Genomic DNA, 17,578 nt, shown 5'->3' with positions numbered 1-17,578 from the left:
TTTGTTTCCGTGCGCGCACTTCTGGTGCGTTTTCTTCTGTCTTCTCTACTGTGTTCTCTGTTGTTTTCTGTCCTGCGTGTTCGACCGTGTTCCCCGCCACGGCAACCCAGGCGACCCTACGACAACTCCTGTCGCCCGGGCACCCGTTCGTGCCCGATTTTCACCAGTTGGCCACGTCCGATGGTGCGGTCGGCAGCTCACCGTGTGCTCTGCCGGGCAGTTCTCACGCGTCCCTCATAATGGGCGTCCGCCGGGACCCGGGGTCGCCGCGACCGGCGTACCCGGCCAACGTAAGCCACAGGGAGACGACTTGCCCTTCACTCTCAGCCACGCGGCGGCCGTACTGCCCGCCGTGCGCGCCGACGGAAGCGGTCGCGGCCGACTGGTGCCGATGGTTCTGGTGGCCGGTTCGTTCGCACCCGACATGACCTATTACGCGGCAGGCGTGCTGCCCGGAGCGATGGAGTTCGGCACCTTCACCCACTCCTTCACCGGTGTCCTCAGCGTCGACGTACTCGTCGCCTGGGCGCTCGCGGGCACCTGGCTGGTGCTGCGCGAACCGCTGGTGGGGCTGCTGCCGCGGGCCCGGCAGGGGCGGGTCGCCGGTCTGCTGCGCTGCGGGGCTCCACGGAGACGGCTGAGTCCGCCGGTGGTGTGGTGGTGGTACGCCTCGGCGGTGCTCGGCGCGCTGACCCATGTCGTGTGGGACGCGTTCACGCATCACGACCGGTGGGGCGTGGAGCTGTTGCCCGTTCTGGGGCGGGAGATGGCGGGTTCGCCGCTGTACTGGTACGCGCAGTACGGCAGTTCGGTGGTGGCGGCCGTCGCCATCGCGCTCTTCGTGGCGCTCGCGGTACGGCGGACGCCCTCGGGCGAGCCCGTGGGGGTGCCGGTGCTGTCCCGTTCCGACCGGTGGGCGGCCGGTGCGGTGATCGGGGGGTGCGCGCTGGTGGGCGCGGTGCAGCGGGCCTCGCTCTGGATGGCTTCCCGGGGCGCCGACGCGAAGATCTGGGAGTGGATCCCGACACTGTGCTTCGGCGCGGGCGCCGGCTTGGTGCTCGGCCTCGCGCTGTACGCGGTCGGGGTCAGGATGTGGCGTCCTGCTCCGGCTCGTCCCAGCCCGCCGGCGGTCCGTACGGAGCCGAGCCGTCCGGCTCCTCGCTGATCGCACTCTCCGGGGTAGGTGCCTGCACGAGTCCGCGTTTGTGGCGCAGGCCGCGGTGGACGGCCTGGGCGATGCGCTCGATGGTGCGCACTCCGTACGCCATCGTCGGGTTGTCGTGCGACAGGACGACGATGCGATACGTGCGGTGGGGGCCGGTGAACGCGCCGACGCTGTGGACACGCCAGCCGTGCGTGGCGCGCGGCAGCCAGCCGTTCTTGACGTGGGCCTTCAGACCGCTCGGCATGCCCGCGGGCACCCCCCAGCGCTGGTCGCGGCGGACCTGGCTGAGCAGTTGCAGACCGTAGGCGCGGGTCTTCAGGAACGAGCGGGTGTTCGTGAGCACCGCCAGCAGCCGCATCTGGTCGGCTGCCGTGGTGCGGGTCAGGCCCCAGTAGCCGTTGGGGCCGAGGGCGGTGCCTGTCGTCCCGGCGCGGGTCAGAAGGCGGCTCAGGCGGGCGTGGCCGAGGTCGGCCCACAGTCGTACGGCGGCGGTGTTGTCGGACCTGGTGATCATCGGGCGCAGGTTGGCCAGTTCCCAGTCGGTGAGTCTGCGCCCGAGCTCCTCCGCCCGGCGCAGCACGCCCTCCATGATCACAACCTTGGCGACGCTCGCCGAGTCGTACTGCCGCGTGCTCGCGATTGCACAGGTCAGCCCGGTGTCGTCGTCGCGCACCGCCACGGACACGGTGCCCTGGCGGGACGACAGCGCCGCCCGGATGTCGCGGGACATCCGGGCGGCGAGGTCGGGGTCACGGGGGGAGCGGCAGGCCGCGGGAACCTGGGCGGTGCTCGCGTGCGCGGCGACCGCGGGTACCGGCGCGAGGAGCGCAGAGACGACGGCCGTGGCTATGGCCGTACGACGGTTGAGCATGCGTATACCCATGCCCGCATCCTTACGGGCGCCTCGGGCGCGAGGCCCCTTTGCGGGGGCCACGCGAGTGACGCGGGGGCCAGGGCGGCGGGCGTCCCTCAGATATCCCGCACCGGTCCCCGTCCGCTGGACGGGCCGAACGGGGCCGACGAAGCCTTGTGCGGTCCGGCAGCGCCCCAAAGGAGCGCGGGGAACTGGGCCACCAGCCCCCGCCGGCCCGCAGCGAACGAACCGCACCCCAGGTCCGGTGCAGCTCGCCCACGTCCCAAAGGAGCACGGGCAACTGCACGACCAACCCCCACCGACCCGCAGCGAACGAACCGCCTATCCAGCGGAGCGCCTAGTGCGCCGCCGACTCCCAGTCGTCCCCCGAGCCGATGGAGACGTCGAGCGGAGCCTGGAGCTGGACGGCGGACGCCATCTCGCGTCGGACCAGTTCCTCGGTCCTGGCGCGCTCACCGGGGGCGATCTCCAGGACGATTTCGTCGTGGACCTGAAGGAGCATGCGGGACTTGAGGCCGGCTTCCCGCAGGGCACGGTCCACGTTCAGCATGGCGATCTTGACGATGTCGGCTGCCGTGCCCTGGATGGGCGCGTTGAGTGCCATCCGCTCGGCCGTCTCGCGCCGCTGGCGGTTGTCGCTGTTGAGGTCGGGAAGATGCCTGCGCCGGCCGAAAAGCGTCTCCGTGTAGCCCGTGGCACGCGCCTCGTCGACAGCGCGGCGCAGATAGTCGCGTACGCCGCCGAAACGCTCGAAGTACGTGTCCATCAGCCCACGCGCCTCACCCGCATCGATGTTCAGCTGCTGGGAGAGACCGAAGGCCGACAGCCCGTACGCCAAGCCGTACGACATCGCCTTGATCTTGCGCCGCATCTCCGCGTCGACCCCGGACCGCTCCACGGAGAACACCTGCGAGGCGACCGTGGTGTGCAGGTCCTCGCCGGAGGTGAAGGCCTCCAACAGGCCCTCGTCCTCGGACAGATGGGCCATCACGCGCAGTTCGATCTGGCTGTAGTCGGCCGTCATGAGGGACTCGAAGCCCTCGCCGACCACGAAGCCGCGGCGGATCGCGCGGCCCTCGTCGGTGCGGACCGGGATGTTCTGCAGGTTCGGGTCCGTCGACGACAGGCGGCCCGTCGCGGCCACCGTCTGATTGAAGGTGGTGTGGATACGGCCGTCCGCAGCGATCGTCTTGATCAGGCCCTCGACCGTCGACCGGAGCCGCGCCTGCTCACGGTGACGAAGCATGATCACCGGCAGTTCGTGGTCGGTCTGCCCGGCCAGCCAGGCCAGCGCGTCCGCGTCCGTGGTGAAGCCCGTCTTCGTCTTCTTCGTCTTGGGCAGGTCGAGTTCGCCGAAGAAGACTTCCTGGAGCTGCTTGGGCGAGCCGAGGTTGAACTCGTGGCCCACGGAGGCGTGTGCCTCCTTCACGGCCTGCTGTACGGCGGCCCCGAACATCTGCTCCATGGCTTCCAGATGCGTCCGGTCGGCAGCGATGCCGTGCCGCTCCAGACGGGCAAGGAGCGCGGACGTCGGCAGTTCGATGTCGCGCAGCAGGCCGGCCGCGCCGACCTCCTCCAGCTTCTCGCCGAACGCCTCGCCCAGGTCGAGGATCGTGCGCGCCTGCACCATCAGCGCGTCGGCCTCGGCCTGGTCGTCCGCGCCGAAGGCGAGCTGCCCGTCGGCCGCCGCGGTGGGCCCCAGCTCCCGGCCGAGGTACTCCAGGGACAGCGCGTCAAGGGCGAAGGAACGACGCCCCGGCTTGACCAGGTACGCGGCGAGCGCGGTGTCCATGGACACGCCCTCGACGGTCCAGCCGTGCTCGGGGAAGACCCGCATCGCACCCTTGGCGTTGTGCATGACCTTGGGCTGGTCGGGGTCGGCGAGCCACTTCGCGAACGCGTTCTCGTCGGCCTCGTCCAACTGCGTCGGGTCGAACCACGCGGCCTTGCCGTCGGCCGTCGCGAGCGCGACCTCGGCCACCGCGCCCGTGCCCAGCGCCCAGGAGTCGACCGTGGCCAGACCCAGGACCGCCCGGCCGTGCTCGGCCAGCCACGGCTTCAGCTCGCCCGCGCCCAGCACCGTGCCGTCGAGTTCGACACCCTCGGTGACCGGCCGGGTGTCCTCGGTCTCCTCGGCCCCCGGGTCGACCGCGAGGAGCCGCTCACGCAGCGACGGGTTGCGGATCTCCAGGGTGTCCAGGACCATCGCCACCGCCGTGCGGTCGTACGCGGCGCGCTCCAGCTCGGTGACCGTCCTGGGCAGCGCCACGTCCTTCACCATCTCCGTGAGACGGCGGTTGAGCTTCACCGACTCCAGGTGGTCGCGGAGATTCTGCCCGACCTTGCCCTTGACCTCGTCGACGCGCTCGACCAGCTCCGCGAACGAACCGAACTGGTTGATCCACTTCGCCGCCGTCTTCTCGCCCACACCGGGAATGCCCGGCAGGTTGTCGGACGGATCGCCGCGCAGCGCAGCGAAGTCGGGGTACTGCGCCGGCGTCAGCCCGTACTTCTCGAAGACCTTCTCCGGAGTGAAACGGGTCAGCTCCGAGACGCCCTTCGTCGGATACAGCACCGTCGTGTGCTCGGACACCAACTGGAAGGAGTCGCGGTCACCGGTGACGATCAGCACGTCGAAACCCGCGGCCTCGGCCTGCGTGGCGAGCGTCGCGATGACGTCGTCCGCCTCGAAGCCGTCGACCGCGAACCGCTCCGCGTGCATCGCGTCGAGCAGCTCGCCGATCAGCTCGACCTGCCCCTTGAACTCGTCCGGGGTCTTCGACCTGTTCGCCTTGTACTCGGTGAACTCCTCGGAGCGCCACGTCTTGCGGGAGACGTCGAACGCCACCGCGAAGTGCGTGGGCGCCTCGTCGCGCAGCGTGTTCGCCAGCATCGACGCGAAGCCGTAGATCGCGTTCGTCGGCTGGCCCGTCGCGGTGGTGAAGTTCTCCGCGGGCAGCGCGAAGAACGCGCGGTACGCCAGCGAGTGCCCGTCCATGAGCATCAGCCGCGGACGCGTCTCGCCGGAGGTGCTGTCGGTCTTCTTCGATGCTGTTTCTGCCACGACCCCGATCCTGCCACGTGCCACTGACAGTGAGAGCCCTCACGGCCCGGCACGGCTGCTGTCGGCACCCCGTGCGAGGATTCGAAGGGGTGCGAGGGCCGGGGCCCGCGGCGGCCGACCGCTGGTGTCACAGCGCCGGGCCAACACCGCACACATGCACGCGAAGGGGCCCCCAGCGAGGGCCGGCAAACCGCCCAGGAGCGGTCCTGTTCAGGACGCGCCGCAGGTCACCGAGCCGAAGCACGCGGCAGCCGGACTCCCCGCCATCGGGCACACCCTGCGCATCGCCCAGCAGCAGATGGGCGTGTACCGCACCGCGCTCACCCTCCTCCGCGTCAACCAGAAGGACGGCTTCGACTGCCCCGGCCGCGCCTGGCCCGAGCCCGAACACCGGCACGCGGCGGAGTTCTGTGAGAACGGCGCGAAGGCGGTCGCCGAGGAGGCCACCCTGCGCCGGGTCACCCCGGACTTCTTCGCCTCGCACACCGTGGCCGACCTCGCCACCCGCAGCGGCTACTGGCTGGGCCGACAGGGCCGCCTCACCCACCCCATGTACCTGGCCCAGGGCGCCGACCATTACGAACCGGTGCCCCGGGAGCGGGCCTTCGACATCGCCGCCGAGGAACTCACCGCGCTCGGCTCCCCCGACGAAGCCCTCTTCTCCACCTCGGGACGCACCAGCAGTCCGAACCGGCCATCGTGTGCCGCCTCGCACGCCGCGTCCTCGGCCATGAATCCCCTACGCCCTGGGAGGAGTTCGAGAAGGACTACACGACCGTCCGTGACCGCATCGCACGCGTGATCCCCGGCGTCGACGACTTCAACGCGCGCGTGGCGCACCCTTCGGGCTTCGCGCTCCCGCACGCCCCACGCGACGAGCGCCGCTTCCCGAGGGCCACCGGCAGGACCAACTTCACTGCCGCCCCCGTCGAGTACCCGAGGCTCCCCGAGGGCCGCCTGCTCCTGCAGACCCTGCGCTCGCACGACCAGTACAACACCACGATCTACGGCCTGGCCGACCGCTACCGAGGCATCAGGAACGGCCGCCGGGTCGTCCTCGTGAACCCGGAGGACGCCCGGGAGCTGAACCTCGCGGACGGCTCGTACGTCGACCTCGTCGGCGAGTGGAAGGACGGCGTCGAGCGCCGCGCCCCGGCTTCCGCGCCGTGCACTCCCCCACCGCCCGGAGCTGCGCGGCCGCCTACTACCCGGAGACCAACGTCCTGGTACCTCTGGACGCGACCGCCGACACCAGCAGCACCCCTGCCGGCAAATCCGTCGTCGTACGTCTGGAACAATCGAGAACCGACTGAGCGTTTGCTCAGTGAGTCAGTGAGCTTGATCCACCACGCAGTGATCCCGCACAGTGTTCCCACCCAGTGATCCACGACGGACGGAGTCGGGCCCGATGGGCGAGCAGCGCACCGTGAAGTTCCCGCAAGAGGTCATCGACGAGTACGCAGCGCTCGGCGTCGACCTGCCCGCACTCTTCTCGGCGGGCCACCTCGGCACCCGCATGGGCGTTCAGCTCATCGAGGCCTCCGCCGAGCGCGTCGTCGCCACGATGCCGGTGGAGGGCAACACCCAGCCCTACGGCCTCCTGCACGGCGGCGCCTCCGCCGTCCTCGCCGAGACCATCGGCTCCGTAGGCGCGATGCTGCACGGCGGCAGCTCCAAGATCGCCGTGGGCGTCGACCTGAACTGCACCCACCACCGCGGGGTGCGCTCCGGGCTGGTCACCGGCGTGGCCACCCCCCTACACCGGGGCAGATCCTCGGCGACGTACGAGATCGTCATCACGGACGAGGCCGACAAGCGCGTCTGCACCGCCCGGCTGACCTGCATGCTCAAGGACGTCCCCACCGGCTGACACACCCGCTCGAAGAGGCGCCCACGGCTGACTGCCACGAGCCGGCCGTCCGGGACCACGCCTGCGCGGCCGTCACGGGGCGGACGCCGCAAGACGGTCCCGATCCACCAGGTACCGCCAGCGGCGGACCAGGGCGCGGGACACCAGGAAGACCAGTACGCCGTCGAGGGTGTGCCACAGGAAGTGCGTGCCCAGCGGGAACGCACCGCAGATCTCCTCGTCGACCGTACGGGCGGACAGCGCCGCCGCGAACACCACGGCCGCCGCCGCGAACTGCCGCCACTGGGCGGCCCTGCCCGCCTCCCGCGACCCGCGCAACGTCACCGCCAGGCCGGTCATCAGCAGCAGCACAGGGATGTACACGCCGGAGCGGTTGGGGATCAGCCCGCCGACCAGCACGTCGAACACAGCGGTGAAGACCACGAATCCGGCCACACCGAGCACACACCGCTGCCACGCGAGACCGTAGAACCGGCGCAGGAAGCACCCGAGGTAGAAGAGCACGAACAGCGTGATCGGCGCGACGTCCAGCGCCTGGGACCACCGCGTCGCCAGCGTATGGAAGGCGAAGCTACCGATGCCGATGAGCGCCATGAAAGGCGCCAGCAACCCGATGTCGGCGGGCACGCGCCGGGAGGGCTCAACGTCAGCGGGCACGCGCCGGTAGGGCCTGAGGATGCGCCAGAGCGCGAGCGCCGCCACGACGAAGGCGAGGTTGCTGACCGCGTTGACGGGCTCGGCCCAGAAGGCCGCCGACCCCCGCTCGCAGTACTCGTCGAGGTGCTCGCTCCAGTTCACGGTCCTCATCCTGTCGGGCTGCTTTCGAAATCCTGTCGAGCGGTCCGTCGAACTGTCGGGGTTCCGGGAGGCGACGAGCGGCAGCGAACCCCAGGGCCTCGACAGGGAACCGTAACCAAGTCAGCGCAGGACTGCGCTGATTGAGCGCAACCACCACACCCCGGCTGCCATGGACAATGAAGTCGGCCCACCTCGCCCCGACGGCGCGCGGATCTCCGTCTACAAGCGCGGCCTCTGCCGCCCGCCCCCGACTCATCACACCCCGACCGGTCATCAGCAACCAGACCGCGCGGCAACAACACGGCTTTCCGCCTGGGGCACCCCTTCACGGAACGTGTCGCCGGCCCACGCCACCCGCTTCCCCAGCCTGGCCACCACCGCACCCATTCTTCGCCACCCGGCCATCCCGCACGATCTAACACGGCGGTAACAGACGGTTACCTGTTTCGAAATGAAGTAATGCGTGCGGCACACCCACCCCGCGCAGCCTCGTACGCGGCTCCGCGCCGAACGCACCACTCCGCTGCAGTATTGACCAAGATCACCCGACACCACGAAGCGGAACAGGGAGTTCTCACCATGCGAACACGGAGTCACCCCAGGACGGTGCACCGAAATGCTCCGAACGTCCGTCCAACACCCGCCAGAACATCCCCCGCATAACAAGAGCGTCACAGCCTCCCCCACGCTCCTGCCCGCTCGCCCTACCTGCGCTTATAGTCACGGCCAGTCACCGCGCCGCCGGGCGCGTCTGCTGCACGGCCTTGAACCACCCAGTACGGCCCGGCGAGACACACGGCCCTCACCATGGGGGACCCGCGCCAGGGAGAGGATTTTCGACGTGCGACAGCGTTCTTTGGTCATACTCACCTCCGTGCTCACCACAGGAGCACTCACGCTGACCGCCTGCGGCTCGCGCGACGACAGCGGGGACAGCAACAGCAACGCGAAGACCGAGATCATCATCGGCGTGGACGCGCCGCTGACCGGTGCGAACTCCGCCACGGGCCTCGGCATCCAAGGCGGCGTACAGATCGCCGTCGACGACGCCAACAAGAACAACACCGTTCCCGGCGTGACCTTCAAGGTCCAAGCTCTCGACGACAAGGCGATCCCGGCCAGCGGCCAGCAGAACGCCACCCAGCTCGTCCAGAACGAGAAGGTCCTCGGCGTCGTCGGCCCGCTGAACTCCGGCGTCGCCACCCAGATGCAGCAGGTCTTCGACACCGCCAACCTGGTCGAGATCTCGCCCTCCAACACCGCGCCCGAGCTCACCCAGGGCAAGAACTGGCAGACGGAGAAGGTACGCCCCTTCAAGACGTACTTCCGCACCGCCACCACCGACGCCCTGCAGGGCGGCTTCGCCGCCGACTACGCGTACAACACCCTGAAGAAGACCAACGTCTTCGTCGTCGACGACAAGCAGACCTACGGCGCCGGCCTGGCCAAGCTCTTCAAGGCCGGCTTCACCGGGTCAGGCGGCAAGGTGGCCGGCGAGGACCACGTCAACACCGGCGACACCGACTTCTCGGCCCTCGTCACCAAGATCAAGGACTCCAAGGCCGACCTCGTCTACTACGGCGGCCAGTACGACGAGTCCGAGAAGCTCACCAAGCAGCTCAAGGACGGCGGCGTCGACATCCCGCTGTTCGGCGGTGACGGCATGTTCACCCCGACCTACATCGAGACCGCCGGAGACACCTCCGAAGGCGACCTCGTCACCTCCGTCGGAGCGCCCGTCGACTCCCTGCCCTCCGCCGCCGACTTCATCAAGAAGTACAAGGCCGCCGGCCTCAAGGGCGACTACGGCACCTACGGCGGCTACTCCTACGACGCCGCCACCGCCATCATCAAGGCGATCGGCAACGTCGTGAAGGACGGCAAGATCCCCGACGACGCCCGCGCGAAGATCGTCGACGAGGTCCAGAAGACCGACTTCGAGGGCATCGCGGGACCGGTTGCCTTCGACGAATACGGCGACACCACCAACAAGCAGCTCACCGTCTACCAGGTCGTCGACGGCAAGTGGAAGGCCGTCAAGAGCGGCACATTCAACGGCTGATCCCCACCGCCGCTAGCACCACCCCCAGGGCCGCGCGGCCACGACCACACGTCACCGCGCGGCCCGTTCCATACGCCCTGTTCAACACTCCCCACCCACATGGAGGCCATGCGGTGAACACCCTGCCGCAGCAGCTGGCCAACGGGCTGTTCCTCGGCTCGATGTACGGGCTGATCGCCATCGGCTACACGATGGTGTACGGCATCGTCCAGCTCATCAACTTCGCCCACGGCGAGATCTTCATGACCGGAGGCTTCGGCGCACTCACGGTCTCCCTCTACGTCCTGCCCGACGGCACCACCATGTGGATAGCCCTACCGGCGATGCTCATCGGCGGCGGACTCGTCTCCGTCCTCATCGCCGTCGGGGCCGAACGATTCGCCTACCGCCCACTACGCGGCGCACCACGGCTCGCACCACTCATCACCGCCATCGGCCTCTCCCTCGCACTCCAGCAGGCCGTCTTCAACTGGTACCCCGACTCCAAGACCGACATCACGTTCCCCCAACTCGACTTCGGTCCCTGGCACATCGGATCCGTCAGCGTCCAGAGCGGCTCCGTCTTCGTGATCGTCGCAGCCCCCCTCTGCATGGCCGCCCTCGCCCTCTTCGTCAACCTCTCCCGCACCGGCCGCGCCATGCAGGCCACCGCACAGGACCCGGACACCGCCCAGCTCATGGGCATCGACACCAACCGCATCATCGTCATCGCCTTCGCCATCGGCGGCTTCTTCGCCGCCGTAGCCGCCGTCGCCTACGGCCTGCGCTACGGCACGATCAAGTACGACATGGGCTTCCAAATGGGCCTCAAGGCCTTCACCGCGGCCGTACTCGGCGGCATCGGCAACATCTACGGCGCCATGATCGGCGGCCTCGTCCTCGGCCTCGCCGAAACCCTGGCCACCTCCTACATCGACGGCATCCCCGGCATGCAGCAGCTCGGCGGCGGCGGCTGGTCCTCCGTCTGGGCCTTCGTACTCCTCATCCTCGTACTGCTGTTCAGGCCACAAGGCCTAGTCGGCGAACGCGTCGCGGACAGGGCGTGAGCACCATGGCAACCACCGAGAAGACCACGGCCACCACCGCGGACCCCGCACGCGGCCTGATCGCACTCCCCCAGCCCACAGCCCGCGCCCTCATCACCATCGGCGCCGTCGGCACCATCGCCAGCACCTTCATGTCCTGGACCTACACGTCCGAATTCCCCGGGGACCTCACCTACTACGGCTCCCCGGCCGGACTCCAGATCCTCGACCTCATCGCCGGGGCCCTCACCCTGCTCTACGCACTCACCCTCTGGAACGTCCGCGGTCTGCGCTGGCTCAACCCGGCAGGCGCCGTACAGCCAGTCGTCCTCGCCGCCGCGTCCGCCTTCGCGGTCAGCTGGTTCAGCGCCATCGCCATCGCCGTCGACCTCAAGGGCCTCGTGGCCCTCGACCCAGGCGCCTACATCGCCGCCATCGCCTCGCTGGCAGCCCTCCTCGGCACCCTCGCACTCCCCAAGCCCGGCAGCACGTTCAAGGACTACGTCACCAAGCCCGAGCACATCCCCCCGGCCGCCAAACTCCCCGGCTGGGGCGAACGCCTCGTCATCACCGCCACCACCGCCGTGGCCCTCATGGTCTTCACCTACGGCATCGGCGTCGACCCCGAAGCCAGCGAAACGTTCCTCGGCTACCTGCTCCTCGTCGTCTTCGGCACCTGGGCACTCCTCGCCGCCGGCCTCTTCGACCGCTTCGCCCACCTCAACGCCCGCCACAAGGGATTCGCCACCTCCATGGCATTCCTCGCCGCGGCGCTCTTCCCCTTCGTCGAGAACGACGAACACAACGCCAACCTCGGCGTGAACATCCTCATCGTCGCCACCGTCGCCCTCGGCCTCAACATCGTCGTAGGCCTCACCGGACTTCTCGACCTCGGATACGTCGCCTTCCTCGGCGTCGGCGCATACGCAGCCGCCCTCGTCTCCGGCTCCGAGTTCTCCCGCTTCTCCGGCGTCCAGTTCCCCTTCTGGGCAGCCATGCTCACCGGCATGCTCGCCTCACTCGTCTTCGGCGTCCTCATCGGCGCCCCCACCCTGCGACTCCGCGGCGACTACCTGGCCATCGTCACCCTCGGTTTCGGAGAGATCTTCCGGATCTCCGTCAACAACCTGGACGGAGCCTCCGGACCGAACATCACCAACGGCCCCAACGGCATCTCGATGATCCCGGACCTCAACATCTTCGGCTTCAACTTCGGAAACAGCCACGACGTCGGCGGAATCATCCTCGGCCGATTCGCGAACTACTTCCTCCTGATGCTGATCATCACCGCGATCGTCGTGATCGTCTTCAACCGGGCGGCGGACTCCCGCATCGGCCGCTCCTGGATCGCCATCCGCGAAGACGAGACCGCCGCCACCGCCATGGGAATCAACGGCTTTCGCGTCAAACTCATCGCCTTCGCACTGGGCGCATCACTGGCAGGCCTCGCCGGTACAGTCAGCGCCCACGTCGGATACAGCGTCAACCCGGCCCCCTACCAGTTCGCCGGCTCCGTACCGCCGAACTCGGCCTTCCTGCTGGCCGCGGTCGTCCTCGGTGGCATGGGCACCGTCAACGGCCCCATCCTCGGCGCAACCCTGCTCTACCTCCTCCCCGAGAAGCTCGGCTTCCTCAAGGAGTACCAACTGCTGGCCTTCGGCCTCGCCCTGGTGATCCTCATGCGCTTCCGACCCGAAGGCATCATCGCCAACCGCCGCCGCCAGCTCGAGTTCCACGAAACCGGACAACTCGACATCCCCGAACAAGACCTCCCCGACAACACCGTCGGCGTCACCAAGACGGGGGCGTGACCCACATGGCCACCACCGCGGACACCAGCCCCGTCCTCGAAGCCACCGGCGTCACCATGCGCTTCGGCGGCCTCACCGCCGTACGCAACGTCGACCTCACCGTCAACACCGGTGAAATCGTCGGCCTCATCGGCCCCAACGGCGCAGGCAAAACCACCTTCTTCAACTGCCTCACAGGCCTGTACGTACCCACCGAGGGAAGGGTCGCCTACAAAGGCACCGTCCTCCCACCCAAGCCCCACCTCGTCACCAGCGCAGGCATCGCCCGCACCTTCCAGAACATCCGGCTCTTCGCCAACATGACCGTCCTGGAAAACGTGCTCGTCGGCCGCCACACCAGGACCAAGGAAGGCCTCTGGTCCGCCCTGCTCCGCGGCCCCGGCTTCCGCAAGGCCGAAGCCACATCGCGCGAACGCGCCATGGAACTGCTGGAGTTCATCGGCCTCGCCCACAAAGCCGACCACCTCTCCCGCAACCTCCCCTACGGCGAACAGCGCAAGCTCGAAATCGCCCGCGCCATGGCCAGCGAACCAGGACTCCTGCTGCTCGACGAGCCCACCGCAGGCATGAACCCCCAAGAGACCCGGGCGACCGAAGACCTCGTCTTCGCCATCCGCGACCGAGGCATGGCCGTCCTCGTCATCGAGCACGACATGCGCTTCATCTTCAACCTCTCCGACCGCGTCGCCTGTCTCGTCCAAGGCGAAAAACTCGTCGAAGGCACCTCGGAAGTCGTCCAGGCCGACGAACGCGTCATCGCCGCCTACCTCGGCACCCCCTTCGAAGGCGCCCCCGGCGCCGAAGAACTCGCCGAAGTAGAAGCCGCCGAGGCCCACGACGCCGCCGAAGCGCACAGCACCACCAGCACGGAAGGACGCGCCCAGTGACCGCACTGCTCGAGGTCGAAGACCTCAAGGTCGCCTACGGCAAAATCGAAGCCGTCAAGGGCATCTCCTTCACCGTCGAAGCCGGCCAGATCGTCACCCTCATCGGCACCAACGGCGCCGGCAAAACCACCACCCTGCGCACCCTCTCCGGGCTCCTCAAGCCCAGCAGCGGCCGCATCCTCTTCGACGGCAAACCCCTGACCAACATCCCCGCCCACAAGATCGTCGCCCTCGGCCTCGCCCACTCCCCCGAGGGACGCCATATCTTCCCCCGGCTGACGATCACCGAAAACCTCCAGCTCGGAGCGTTCCTCCGCACCGACAAACCAGGCATCGAGAAGGACATCCAGCGGGCCTACGACCTCTTCCCCATCCTCGGGGAACGGCGGAAGCAGGCAGCGGGAACCCTGTCGGGCGGCGAACAGCAGATGCTGGCCATGGGACGGGCACTCATGTGCCAGCCCAAACTCCTCATGCTCGACGAACCCTCCATGGGCCTCTCACCGATCATGATGCAGAAGATCATGTCCACCATCGCCGAACTCAAGTCCCAGGGCACGACGATCCTCCTCGTCGAACAGAACGCCCAGGCGGCGCTCTCCCTCGCCGACCACGGCCACGTCATGGAGGTCGGCAGCATCGTCCTCTCCGGTGCGGGACAGGACCTGCTCCACGACGAGTCCGTCCGGAAGGCGTACCTGGGCGAGGACTGACAGTCCTCCGCGGATACGAGAAGGCCCGCACCCTTGCTTTCAAGGGTGCGGGCCTCTCTCTGTACCGGGGGTCCGGCTCTGGCTAGTCCTTCGCGGACTTCTTCTCCTCGGCGTCCTGAATAACCGCCTCAGCGACCTGCTGCATCGACATCCGCCGGTCCATCGACGTCTTCTGAATCCACCGGAACGCGGCCGGCTCCGTCAGCCCGTACTGCGTCTGCAGCACCGACTTCGCCCGATCGACCAGCTTCCGCGTCTCCAGCCGCTGACTGAGGTCCGCGACCTCCTGCTCCAGCTGCTTCAGCTCCGTGAACCGCGACACCGCCATCTCGATCGCCGGCACCACGTCACTCTTACTGAACGGCTTCACCAGGTACGCCATCGCGCCCGCGTCACGAGCCCGCTCGACCAGGTCGCGCTGCGAGAACGCCGTCAGCATCAGCACGGGGGCGATGCCCTCTTCGGCGATCTTCTCGGCGGCGGAGATCCCATCGAGCTTGGGCATCTTCACGTCCAGGATCACCAGATCCGGCTTGTGCTCCCGCGCCAACTCGATGGCCTGCTCACCATCGCCCGCCTCGCCCACGACGCTGTAGCCCTCTTCCTCCAGCATCTCTTTGAGGTCGAGACGAATCAGCGCCTCGTCCTCAGCGATGACGACGCGGGTCGTCAGCGGAGGCACGTGCGACTTGTCGTCGTCGGGCGCGTCTACGGGCTGGGGCGACTCGGGGGCGGTCACGGGGGCTCCTCGTTCGGGCGGGGTACTGCCTACAAGAGCCTACCTAGCTGCGCTAAAGTAGGTACACGGCGGGTGACCGCTAGCCTTTGTTTTAGAGGAAGCCCCGGTAGTCCAGCGGTAGAGACGATGGATTCAAAACCCATACAGCGTCGGTTCGAATCCGACTCGGGGCACTTTTCCTTGGATTCCAAGGTCGCCATCAAAAAGCGGATGTCCACGTTCTCGTGAACATCCGCTTTTTGCTGCACACCGTGACAATCAGTCGCGCAGGGTGGCCGCATGTACGACATGGGCACACGTAAGCGGGCACTGGCTCTGGTCGCCCAGGGGCGCAGCATGAACTCGGTAAGCAAAGAGACCGGGGTCTCCCGAGCAGCGATCCGTTCCTGGCAATCACGAATCGATCCGTTACCGCAAATGCAGCACAAGCCGTGCGCAAGATGCGGTCCAGCAGATGAGCCGCCCACCGACAAAGCGGCCTACAGCTACCTCCTGGGGATCTACCTCGGTGACGGCTGCATCAGCGGCATGCGAGCGGGTTACGTTCTGCGCATCGCATGCGCCAACGCCTGGCCCGGCCTCATCGAGGCCTGCGCTGCCGCCATCGAGGCCATCAACCCCAGCAAGAAGTCGAACCGAGTTCAGGCAGTGGGCTACGTCTCAGTCGTCGGCTACAGCCGACACTGGCCCTGCTTCTTCCCTCAGCACGGCCCCGGCAAGAAGCACGACCGCCCCATTGTCCTCGAACCCTGGCAGCAGGAAATCGTCGATGCCCACCCCTGGGAGTTCATCCGAGGCCTCATCCACTCCGACGGCTGCCGCACCACCAACTGGACGACCCGCCTCGTCGCCGGTGAGCGCAAGCGCTACGAGTACCCCCGGTACTTCTTCACCAACGTGTCCGACGACATCCGCCAGCTCTACACGGACACCCTGGACAAGCTAGGCATCGACTGGACGCACTGCACGCGCCACGGAAACCCATACAACATCTCCGTCGCGCGCCGCGCCTCCGTCGCCCTCATGGACACCCACGTAGGCCCCAAGTACTGACGGAGACAGCTACTTGGGACTGTCGTCCTCACCGACGTGGTGGATGCGTACGAGGTTGGTCGAGCCGGAGACTCCGGGCGGGGAGCCGGCCGTGATGACGACGATGTCGCCCTTCTCGCAGCGGCCGTACTTCAACAACAGCTCGTCGACCTGGTCGACCATCGCGTCGGTGGAGTCGACGTGGGGGCCGAGGAAGGTTTCGACGCCCCAGGTGAGGTTCAGCTGGGAGCGGGTTTCCGGGGCCGGTGTGAAGGCGAGCAGCGGGATCGGGGAGCGGTATCGCGACAGGCGGCGGACGGTGTCGCCGGACTGGGTGAAGGCGACGAGGAATTTGGCGCCGAGGAAGTCGCCCATTTCGGCGGCGGCGCGGGCTACGGCGCCGCCCTGGGTGCGGGGTTTGTTGCGGTCGGTGAGGGGCGGGAGGCCCTTGTCGAGGATGTCCTCTTCGGCGGCTTCGACGATGCGGCCCATGGTGCGGACGGTCTCGATGGGGTATTTGCCGACGCTGGTCTCGCCGGAGAGCATCACGGCGTCCGTGCCGTCGATGACGGCGTTGGCGACGTCGGAGGCTTCGGCGCGGGTGGGGCGGGAGTTCTCGATCATCGAGTCGAGCATCTGGGTGGCGACGATGACGGGCTTGGCGTTGCGCTTGGCGAGTTTGATGGCGCGTTTTTGGACGATCGGGACCTGTTCCAGGGGCATTTCGACGCCGAGGTCGCCGCGGGCGACCATGATGCCGTCGAAGGCGGCGACGATGTCGTCGATGTTGTCGACGGCCTGGGGCTTCTCGATCTTGGCGATGACGGGGAGGCGGCGGCCTTCTTCGTCCATGATGCGGTGGACGTCGTCGATGTCCTTCCCGCTTCTCACGAAGGACAGCGCGATGACGTCGCAGCCGATGCGCAGGGCCCAGCGGAGGTCTGCTTCGTCCTTGTCGGAGAGTGCGGGGACGGAGACGGCGACGCCGGGGAGGTTGAGGCCCTTGTTGTCGGAGACCATGCCGCCTTCGATGACGGTGGTGTGGACGCGAGGGCCGTCGACGGAGGTGACTTCGAGGGTGACTTTGCCGTCGTCGACGAGGATGCGTTCGCCGGTGGTGACGTCGGTCGCGAGTCCGTCGTAGGTCGTTCCGCAGGTCTGGCGGTCGCCTTGGACGCCTTCTTCGACGGTGATGGTGAAGGTGTCTCCGCGTTCAAGGAGTACGGGGCCTTCGGTGAAGCGGCCGAGTCGGATCTTCGGGCCTTGAAGGTCGGCGAGGATGCCGACGCTGCGGCCGGACTCGTCGGAGGCCTTTCGTACGCGCTGGTAGCGCTCCTCGTGGTCGGCGTAGGTGCCGTGGCTGAGGTTGAAGCGGGCTACGTCCATTCCGGCGTCGACCAGTGCCTTGATCTGGTCGTACGAGTCGGTGGCGGGGCCCAAAGTACAGACGATTTTTGCTCGGCGCATGTTTCGAGCGTAGGCCTTACCGGCGGGTAGGGAATTGGCGCCGCATGACTACTCAACAACCTTTGTGTGAA

At 67.8% G+C, this 17,578-nt stretch carries 13 protein-coding genes, 1 tRNA gene and 1 pseudogene; 10 read left to right on the top strand and 5 right to left on the bottom strand.

All coding sequences use genetic code 11. The features are described from left to right. The first annotated feature begins 310 nt into the window (after positions 1–310). Entirely contained in the window at positions 311–1,165 is an 855-nt protein-coding gene (locus ACFWP7_RS15485; protein WP_384381603.1) for a DUF4184 family protein, read from the top strand. On the opposite strand, the gene ACFWP7_RS15480 is transcribed toward ACFWP7_RS15485, so the two are convergent. Together ACFWP7_RS15480 and polA are read right to left on the bottom strand one after the other, a co-directional pair. Next, entirely contained in the window at positions 1,086–2,048 is a 963-nt protein-coding gene (locus tag ACFWP7_RS15480) for a serine hydrolase (protein ID WP_384381601.1), read from the bottom strand. The two genes, ACFWP7_RS15485 and ACFWP7_RS15480, sit on opposite strands and share 80 nt — an antisense overlap. Positions 2,049–2,376: 328 nt before the next feature. After that, positions 2,377–5,103, bottom strand: coding sequence for a DNA polymerase I (gene polA, locus ACFWP7_RS15475; protein ID WP_384381598.1), 2,727 nt, complete (start codon positions 5,101–5,103; stop codon positions 2,377–2,379). Between the two features lie 154 nt (positions 5,104–5,257). Between polA and ACFWP7_RS15470 the strand changes: the two are divergent. Beyond that, positions 5,258–6,416: pseudogene (locus ACFWP7_RS15470) on the top strand (molybdopterin dinucleotide binding domain-containing protein). Between the two features lie 95 nt (positions 6,417–6,511). Next, a complete protein-coding gene (locus tag ACFWP7_RS15465; protein WP_384381596.1) occupies positions 6,512–6,973 on the top strand; it encodes a hotdog fold thioesterase in 462 nt (153 codons plus the stop codon). Between the two features lie 72 nt (positions 6,974–7,045). Here ACFWP7_RS15465 and ACFWP7_RS15460 read toward each other — a convergent pair whose 3' ends face one another. Then, positions 7,046–7,771 carry a ceramidase domain-containing protein gene (locus ACFWP7_RS15460; protein ID WP_384381594.1) on the bottom strand — a complete coding sequence of 242 codons (726 nt, stop codon included), beginning with the start codon at positions 7,769–7,771 and terminating at the stop codon, positions 7,046–7,048. A gap of 841 nt (positions 7,772–8,612) precedes the next feature. Here ACFWP7_RS15460 and ACFWP7_RS15455 point away from each other — a divergent pair. From ACFWP7_RS15455 to ACFWP7_RS15435, 5 genes are all read left to right on the top strand, one after another. Further along, entirely contained in the window at positions 8,613–9,833 is a 1,221-nt protein-coding gene (locus ACFWP7_RS15455; protein WP_384381592.1) for a branched-chain amino acid ABC transporter substrate-binding protein, read from the top strand. Between the two features lie 113 nt (positions 9,834–9,946). Continuing rightward, positions 9,947–10,879 carry a branched-chain amino acid ABC transporter permease gene (locus ACFWP7_RS15450; protein WP_384381590.1) on the top strand — a complete coding sequence of 311 codons (933 nt, stop codon included), beginning with the start codon at positions 9,947–9,949 and terminating at the stop codon, positions 10,877–10,879. Positions 10,880–10,884: 5 nt separating this feature from the next. Further along, positions 10,885–12,669, top strand: a complete 1,785-nt coding sequence (locus ACFWP7_RS15445; RefSeq protein ID WP_384381774.1) for a branched-chain amino acid ABC transporter permease — start codon at positions 10,885–10,887, stop codon at positions 12,667–12,669. A gap of 5 nt (positions 12,670–12,674) precedes the next feature. Beyond that, a complete protein-coding gene (locus ACFWP7_RS15440; RefSeq protein ID WP_384381588.1) occupies positions 12,675–13,556 on the top strand; it encodes an ABC transporter ATP-binding protein in 882 nt (293 codons plus the stop codon). After that, positions 13,553–14,269, top strand: a complete 717-nt coding sequence (locus ACFWP7_RS15435) for an ABC transporter ATP-binding protein (protein ID WP_384381586.1) — start codon at positions 13,553–13,555, stop codon at positions 14,267–14,269. Before ACFWP7_RS15440 ends, ACFWP7_RS15435 begins: the two co-directional genes overlap by 4 nt. A gap of 82 nt (positions 14,270–14,351) precedes the next feature. On the opposite strand, the gene ACFWP7_RS15430 is transcribed toward ACFWP7_RS15435, so the two are convergent. Further along, on the bottom strand, positions 14,352–15,008 hold the full coding sequence (locus ACFWP7_RS15430) for a response regulator (protein ID WP_365427797.1): 657 nt from the start codon (positions 15,006–15,008) through the stop codon (positions 14,352–14,354). A 100-nt stretch (positions 15,009–15,108) separates the two neighbouring features. Between ACFWP7_RS15430 and ACFWP7_RS15425 the strand changes: the two genes are divergently transcribed. Continuing rightward, positions 15,109–15,181 (top strand) — tRNA-Leu (locus ACFWP7_RS15425). A gap of 106 nt (positions 15,182–15,287) precedes the next feature. Further along, positions 15,288–16,061 carry a helix-turn-helix domain-containing protein gene (locus ACFWP7_RS15420; protein ID WP_384381583.1) on the top strand — a complete coding sequence of 258 codons (774 nt, stop codon included), beginning with the start codon at positions 15,288–15,290 and terminating at the stop codon, positions 16,059–16,061. Positions 16,062–16,070: 9 nt separating this feature from the next. Here ACFWP7_RS15420 and pyk read toward each other — a convergent pair whose 3' ends face one another. Further along, complete coding sequence (gene pyk, locus ACFWP7_RS15415) at positions 16,071–17,507, bottom strand: pyruvate kinase (protein ID WP_384381581.1); 1,437 nt, start codon at positions 17,505–17,507, stop codon at positions 16,071–16,073. Positions 17,508–17,578: the final 71 nt, after the last annotated feature.

Source organism: Streptomyces sp. NPDC058470, from assembly GCF_042721055.1.
Lineage (GTDB): Bacteria > Actinomycetota > Actinomycetes > Streptomycetales > Streptomycetaceae > Streptomyces.
Note: the sequence above shows the minus strand (reverse complement) of the source record. Positions and strands in the feature narration are given on the sequence as shown.

Coding starts and splice junctions, on each gene's coding strand:
- ACFWP7_RS15465 (WP_384381596.1), top strand. CDS start 6,512: ATGGGCGAGCAGCGCACCGTGAAGTTCCCGCAAGAGGTCATCGACGAG.
- ACFWP7_RS15440 (WP_384381588.1), top strand. CDS start 12,675: ATGGCCACCACCGCGGACACCAGCCCCGTCCTCGAAGCCACCGGCGTC.
- ACFWP7_RS15445 (WP_384381774.1), top strand. CDS start 10,885: ATGGCAACCACCGAGAAGACCACGGCCACCACCGCGGACCCCGCACGC.
- pyk (WP_384381581.1), bottom strand. CDS start 17,507: ATGCGCCGAGCAAAAATCGTCTGTACTTTGGGCCCCGCCACCGACTCG.
- ACFWP7_RS15420 (WP_384381583.1), top strand. CDS start 15,288: ATGTACGACATGGGCACACGTAAGCGGGCACTGGCTCTGGTCGCCCAG.
- ACFWP7_RS15480 (WP_384381601.1), bottom strand. CDS start 2,048: ATGGGTATACGCATGCTCAACCGTCGTACGGCCATAGCCACGGCCGTC.